At 70.3% G+C, this 6,487-nt stretch carries 4 protein-coding genes; 2 read left to right on the forward strand and 2 right to left on the reverse strand.

Translation table 11 applies throughout. From position 1 onward, the window contains the following. Positions 1-193: 193 nt before the first annotated feature. Positions 194-940 carry a transporter gene (locus B1400_RS02830; RefSeq protein WP_095612949.1) on the forward strand — a complete coding sequence of 249 codons (747 nt, stop codon included), beginning with the start codon at positions 194-196 and terminating at the stop codon, positions 938-940. Positions 941-1,061: 121 nt separating this feature from the next. Here B1400_RS02830 and B1400_RS02835 read toward each other — a convergent pair whose 3' ends face one another. Both B1400_RS02835 and B1400_RS02840 read right to left on the reverse strand, forming a co-directional pair. Continuing rightward, positions 1,062-1,583: an inorganic diphosphatase gene (locus tag B1400_RS02835; protein ID WP_095612950.1), complete on the reverse strand. Its 522-nt coding sequence runs from the start codon at positions 1,581-1,583 to the stop codon at positions 1,062-1,064. 198 nt (positions 1,584-1,781) lie between these two features. Continuing rightward, the gene (locus B1400_RS02840) at positions 1,782-3,815 is read right to left on the reverse strand and encodes a maltotransferase domain-containing protein (protein WP_235607288.1); all 2,034 of its coding nucleotides are present in this window, start codon (positions 3,813-3,815) and stop codon (positions 1,782-1,784) included. Between the two features lie 344 nt (positions 3,816-4,159). Here B1400_RS02840 and B1400_RS02845 point away from each other — a divergent pair, with 344 nt between their 5' ends. Continuing rightward, positions 4,160-6,448 carry a peptidase gene (locus tag B1400_RS02845; RefSeq protein WP_095612952.1) on the forward strand — a complete coding sequence of 763 codons (2,289 nt, stop codon included), beginning with the start codon at positions 4,160-4,162 and terminating at the stop codon, positions 6,446-6,448. The last annotated feature ends 39 nt before the right edge of the window (positions 6,449-6,487 follow it).

Below are 6,487 nucleotides of genomic sequence, written 5' to 3' on the forward strand. Positions count from 1 at the left end.
AACGGGTGAAGCGTTCCAGCATGAGAGCGGCCCGCGATTGCGCGCGCGGGCGCATGCTACGGGCGCAGCCGCCGGCATGCGCGTCGAGAATGTGCGCGGCGGCGACTAGATTGGTCATCGATCGAAGACAGATGCGAGCCCGGCGCGCCGACGCGGGCGCGGCGCGCGGACGAGACGACCCGAGGTGAATGCCATGACCGATGTGAAGAACGCCGACGCCCTGCGGGGCGATGCGCCGCTGCCGCGGCCGTCCCGGTCCGTGATCCGGCCGCTGCTCGTGCAGATGGCCGCGTACGTCGTCCTCGTGTCGGTCGCCTGCCTGCCCGGCAGCGCGAACGTCGGGGGCGCCGTCTACTCGCTGCTGCTGTTCGCGGTCGGCATCCTCATCATGCTCTCCGAGTTCTTCACGCCGCTGCGCGACGGCCTGCCCGGCCGCATCACGGCGTGCGTGCTCGGTTTCTGCTCGATGATCTGCGCGGCGACGCCGTTCCTCGGTGAACTCGTCTTCGGCGTGCACCCCGACGTCGTCGAGGGCTCGGTCTACCTGTCCGTGTCGGCGTGGCTCGCCGGCTGCGCGACGCTGCTCGTCGCGTTGCTCGTCGTGTCCTTCGCCCGTCAGATGGCACGCAACCCGCGCACGGACATGATCGTGCAGATGTCGCATATGGTCATGGACGGCGTGTGCTGCATCGCCGCGGCCGGCTGGTGCTTCCTGCCGATGCTGATGCGCGCCGGAGGCGTGCATCCGGCCGCGCGCGCCGTGGCGCTCGCCGCCGTGGCCGTCGTCGCGCTCGCGCTCGGGGCCGTGTCGTGCCTGTGGACGCGTGACGCGCGTCCGCTCGCGACCGCGCGCTCGCCGTGGGTCGGGATGGGGATGATGCCGGTGATGCTCACCGGCGCCGCAGTTGGTATCGCGGTGTTGGTACTGTTGCTCGTGTGATGGCGGACAGGGCGCCGTCGCTCTCTCTAGAATAGGAACGATGAACCCCCGCCATGACGGCGGGGGTTCACCTTTTCATGATCGCATCGCATGGCCGTACGCGGGGCGCGGCCTGCGCGGGTCAGTCGTCGAGGTCGGCGTCGTGCTCGGCCTGCTCCTTGGCGGCGAGGCGTTCGCGCGCGGCCTTGATCTCCTTGTCCGCGGTGGCGGCGTCCGCCCAGTAGTCGCCCGGCATGACCTCCTTGCCCGGCTCGAGCGCCTTGTACTGCTCGAAGAAGTGCTTGATCTCGGCCTTGTGGAACTCGGAGACGTCGGAGATGTCCTTGATGCCCTCGTAGCGCACGTCGTCCGGCACGCACAGCACCTTGTCGTCGCCGCCCTCTTCGTCCACCATGTGGTAGAGGCCGACGGCGCGGCACTCGATGATGCAGCCCGGGAACACCGAATCCGGGATCATGACGAGCGCGTCGAGCGGATCGCCGTCCTCGCCGAGCGTGCCGTCGATGTAGCCGTAGTCATCCGGATAGCCCATCGCCGTGAACAGCGTGCGGTCGAGGAAGACGCGGCCCGAGGCCTGGTCGACCTCGTACTTGTTCTTCGATCCGCGCGGGATCTCCACAACGACGTTGAAAGTTTCTGCCATGGTAGTTCTCCTTGGTTGGTGAGTGTTGAAACCCGCTACCACCATACACCGCGCGCGTCCGGGCGGCGGTGCGCGCACGCCGTGCACGAACAGCCGCCCGGACGCGCCGGCCGTTCGCCGGCATGCGAAGGCGGGGAGGGCGTCGGCACGCCATCCCCGCCTTCGTCCGTATCAGGCGCCTGTACGCCGAGCCGGCGCTCAGTATTCGACGCTGAGGATGTGCGCGACGTCCGCCCACGGGGCGAGCGCGACGAAGTTGTCCCAGCTCCAGTCGAATTCGCGGCCGGTCAGCTCGTCCCTGACGCGGTACGTGCCGTCGGTCGGCAGTCCGAGCGCGTCGAGGTCGACGTGGATGTTCGACTGCTGCTCGTGGTAGCCGTCGAGGTTGACGACGACGATGAGCGTGTCCGGCTTGCCGGTGCCGGTGCATGCGGCCGGCGTATGGCGCGCGAAGGCGAGGACGCTCGGGTTCGCGCTCGGCAGCACCGTGAGGTTGTGGTAGCTGCGTGCCGCCGGATGCGCGAGGCGGATCGTGTTGAGGGAGGCGACGAGCTCGGCGATGCCGTAGTCGTCGCTTGTGCCCCAGTCGCGCACAAGGGCCTCGTCTCGCTCGCTGACGGCCGGCTGCTCCGAGCCCGCGCGCTGCGTGTTCTCGACGAGCTCGTAGCCGCTGCACACGCCCCACGTCGGCGAACCCATCGCGGCGAGCACGGCGCGCACCGCATAGCCGGCGATGTCGTTGTCGCGCAGGTAGTTGCTCAGCGAATCCGGCGTCGTCGGCCAGAAGGCGTTGTGCTGCCAGAACGCGGCGTCCGAGTTCGTGGCCGTCAGGAACCCGTCGACCTCCTCCTTCGTGTTGCGCCATGCGAAGGTGCCGTAGGACTGCGTGAATCCGGCGCATGCGAGCGCGCGCGTCATCGACGGCCGGTCGCCGTCCTCGGCGAGGAACAGCACCTGCGGATGCGCCTTCACGACCTCGGCGATGACGTCCTGCCACAGGCGCAGCGGCGTGTCCCCGGGCGCGCCGGCGCGGAAGGCGGTGACGCCCAGGTCGATCCAGCCGTCGAGCGCCTGCGCGACGGCCTTCTCGATGCCGGCGAAGTCGTTGTCGTAGTCGATCGTGCCGTCGGCGCGGAACCACTGCGGCTGCGCGGTCCTCCACGCATGGTCGGCGGCGAAGGAGAGCGTGAAGTCGAGCGCGACCTCGAGGCCGAGTCCGTGGGCGCGTCCGATGAAGGCGCGCAGGTCGTCGACGGTGCCGAGCGCCGGGTCGACCGACGTGTGGTCGGTGACGGCGCCGGAGGCGTCGGTCGGCAGGATCTGCGGCAGGCAGACGATGCCGAATCCCTCCTGCTTCGCGCGTTCGAGGCCCTTCACCGCCGTCTGCAGGTCGCCCGGCGTGACGGTGCCGTCCTCGTTGCGCACGGCGCCTTCGGAGCGCGGGAAGAACTGGTACCAGGCGCTGAAGCTCGACTTCGGGCGTTCGACGCGCAGCGGACGGTCGGCGCTCGCGGTCAGGCCGTCGCGCAGCGGGTTCGTCCGATGCAGCGCGAGGATTTCGTCGGCGTGCGCGATCGCGATGCGGTCGGCGGCGTCGACGGTCTCGTCGAGCATCTCCTTGGCGGTGTCGCGCAGCATCCTGCGCTGCTGCGCGTCGAGGGCGGCGTCGCGCGTGCCGGCCCAGCGGCTGAGGATCTCGGAGCCCTGCTGCGCGAGGAGGTCCGAGGCGGGTTCCTCGTCGGCGCGTTGCAGCCAGTCGGCGAAGGTGTCGGCCCAGCCCTCGACGGCGAACTTCCAGTTGCCGAGCTGCTTGGCCGTCTCGGCGAAGGCCTCGTCCCACGGCGCGACGTCGGCGTGCTCGCCTGCCTGCAACGTGGCGGCGTACGATTCGAGGGCGGCGTTGACGGGCGTCATCGGCTTGCGCGCCATGATGCGTCCGCGCTGGCTCTTGAGGACGCCGGTGGCGCCGACATGGCCGGTTCCCTCCATGAAGACGCGGGCCGTCACCGTGAACGGCTCGCCGAGCTCGACGCGCGGCGTGAAGGCGCCGTCGGCGCTCGAAGGGGTGATGTTCATGATCGCGATGCGGCCGAACTGTCCGGGTTCCTTGGCCGCGATCGGCAGCGCAGGCGCATCCCCCGTGAACTGCGGCTGCTTCTTCGCCGCGCGCGGCTTGCGCGTGCGGCTGGTCGTGCTGGTTGCTGTGTCCTGAGTGTGTTGTGCTTCTCTCATGCCCCTCATTGTATGGGCATGCTGTGAACACGGGGCGGATCTGGACACATCGATGAAACACGGTGCCACACGGCGTTCCGAAGCACAATCTCGTCGTTTTGTCAAACCGTGCGGGAGGCGATGTGGATATGTGGATGGATCCGCGCCCCCGTGCACCGGTGTGGACGGCCTGTGGACGACCCCCGATGTGGATACCCGGCCGTGCCGTCCACAAATGGCCGCCGAGCCCGTCTTCCGGTCACATGGCCCGTATGCGTTTGCGCCGGCGCCGGCGCCGATGCCAAGGTCGAGCCAGCCGTCGCAACGGCGGCGGCCGGGACGCAACCCAAACGAAAGGAACTGCAATGACGCGATCCACATCGATCCGGCGCAAGGTGGCCGCGGCCGCGGCGGCGGTCGCGACGATCTTCGGCGCCGCGGCGGGCGCCGCGGCGGCCGAGGGCGAGAGGCTCACGCCCGCGACGCCCTACAACTTCTCGTATCTCAACGAGGGCATCGCCTATGAGATCGGCCCGGTGGGCCATGACGGCGCGGGCCTCGACTACTACTGCATCCAGCAGGACAAGAACACGAACTACACGGTCGGCGCGGCGACGACGATGCAGGATTCGATCAACGCGCGCAGGGCGGCCGTGCTCATCAGCCGGTACCCGCACCGCGAGGTCAAGGAGGACGTCACGCATGCGGCGATCGCCGTCATCCTGCACGATTTCTTCGATACGAGCACCGGATCGCATGGGTGGCCGTCGGCGCGCGCACGGCTCAGGCAGTGGTATCCGCAGATCGTCGAGCGCGTCGACGCATTGCTCGCCGAAGCCGACGCCGCCACGCCGACGAGTCTCGCCACGACGCTGTCCTATGACGAGGGACGCCGCAACGGCGCCGTGACCGTCTCGATCGACAACGCGCGCGGTGCGCCGGTCCCCGGCATCGCCTACACGTTGACGCTCGACGGCCCGGCCGTCTTCCCCGACGGCACGCGGACCTGGCGTGCCGTCTCCGGCGCCAAGGCCGCCGTCGTCCCATGGACGTCGACCGGAGACGGCGATGTGCGCGTCTCCGGCGCGGCCGTCGTGCCGTCGGTCGACGTCATCACGTCGTCGCAGCGCCTCGTGCGCGTCGGCGGAGGGCAGGCGAAGGCCTTCGACGAGATCCGCTTCCCGGCGAAGAAGACCTTCACGCCGACGATCCGCACCGTCACGACGCCGAAGGTCGTCCAGACCGGCGAGCGCGTCACCGACGCCGTCGCCGTCGGCATGGCCGGCCCCGACGACGTGTGGCCGCGCGGCGAGACGCTCACCGTCGACGGCTGGTACTTCGACGGCCTCGGCGCCGACGCAGTCCGGCGCCGCATCGACCGGCGGGACGGCGAGCGCGCCGACGACTTCGTCGAACGCGTCGCGGCGGCGATCGGCCATCGCCCCGTCGCGACCGCGCAACTCGTCTTCGACGCGCCCGGCGGCGAACGGACGGCCGTCGCGCGCGACGGGGACGGCGACTACCATGCGACGGCCGCAAGCGGCTTCGGCACATGGCTGTGGGCGGCCAGGCGCGACCGGCAGCGTGGATCGATGGGCGACTACCTCGCGCAGGACATCGTCACGGCGATCGTCGACGGCGCCGAGACGAACGTCACCCGTCGCGACACCGTCGAGGTGCGCTCCGAGGCGCACGAACACACGGCCCACGTCGGCTCGCAGCTCATGGACACGATCTGGGTCTCCGGATTCCCGGACGACCACGGGCAGTGGAAAGGCGACGAGGCCATCGGCGTCGGCGCCGACGAGGAACACGCGCAGGTGGGCGTATGGTGGGCCGGCGGCGACGGCGATGACGCCGCATGGCGCCCCGAAGGGGACGGACAGCCGCAACCCGACGACCACCACCGCCTCATCGGCGTCTGGGACTACGCGGCCGTCAACGGCGAGCTGCGCGTCGGCGGAGGCGCGCCGGACGCCCACGGCGAACCGGTCGAGATCGTCGCCGACGCACCCGGATGGTACGTCTTCGTCTGGAGCTTCGCCGGCGACGACCGCGTCGCGCCGGCGTCGAGCTCGTACGCGGACGGTTGGGAGCGCGTGCATGTGACCGAGGAACCGGTCGTGACCCCGACGCTGACGACGCAGGTCGACCATGCGAAGGTCAAGGTCGACGAACCGTTCCATGACGTGGCGAGCGTGCAGGGGCCGGTTCCCGACGGCGCCGTCGTAGTCTTCGAGGCCTACGAGGCCGTCGGCGAGGGGACAAGGCCGGGGACGAACCGGCTGCTGCTCTCCGGCGGCCGCCATCCGCTCGACCCGACGCTGACGTCGCAACAGGTGACGAGCGAGGAGACGCGCTCGCCGACGGCCGGCCTCGTGTACTGGAAGGCGACGTTGCTCAGCCGCGACGGCGACGTCCTCGCGACGCACGAGATCGGGGCGCCCGGCGAGGTCGTCGAGGTCGTCGAACAGCCGCCGGCGGGCGCCCGCGAACAGCCGAAGGGGAGGGATACGCAGCCGAAGCCCGCGCTCGCGGCGACCGGCGTGGCCGCGGCGGCGCCGTTGACGGTGACGTGCATCTTGTGCGCGGCGGCCGGCGTCGTCGCGATCAGGATGCGCCGCGGCGCGAAGCGGACACCGCGTGGACGCTGAGCGGACACTGAGGCATGCGGCGGCCGCGGCACCGCGTCC

Origin of the sequence: Bifidobacterium italicum (genome assembly GCF_002286915.1) — a bacterium.
GTDB lineage: Bacteria > Actinomycetota > Actinomycetes > Actinomycetales > Bifidobacteriaceae > Bifidobacterium > Bifidobacterium italicum.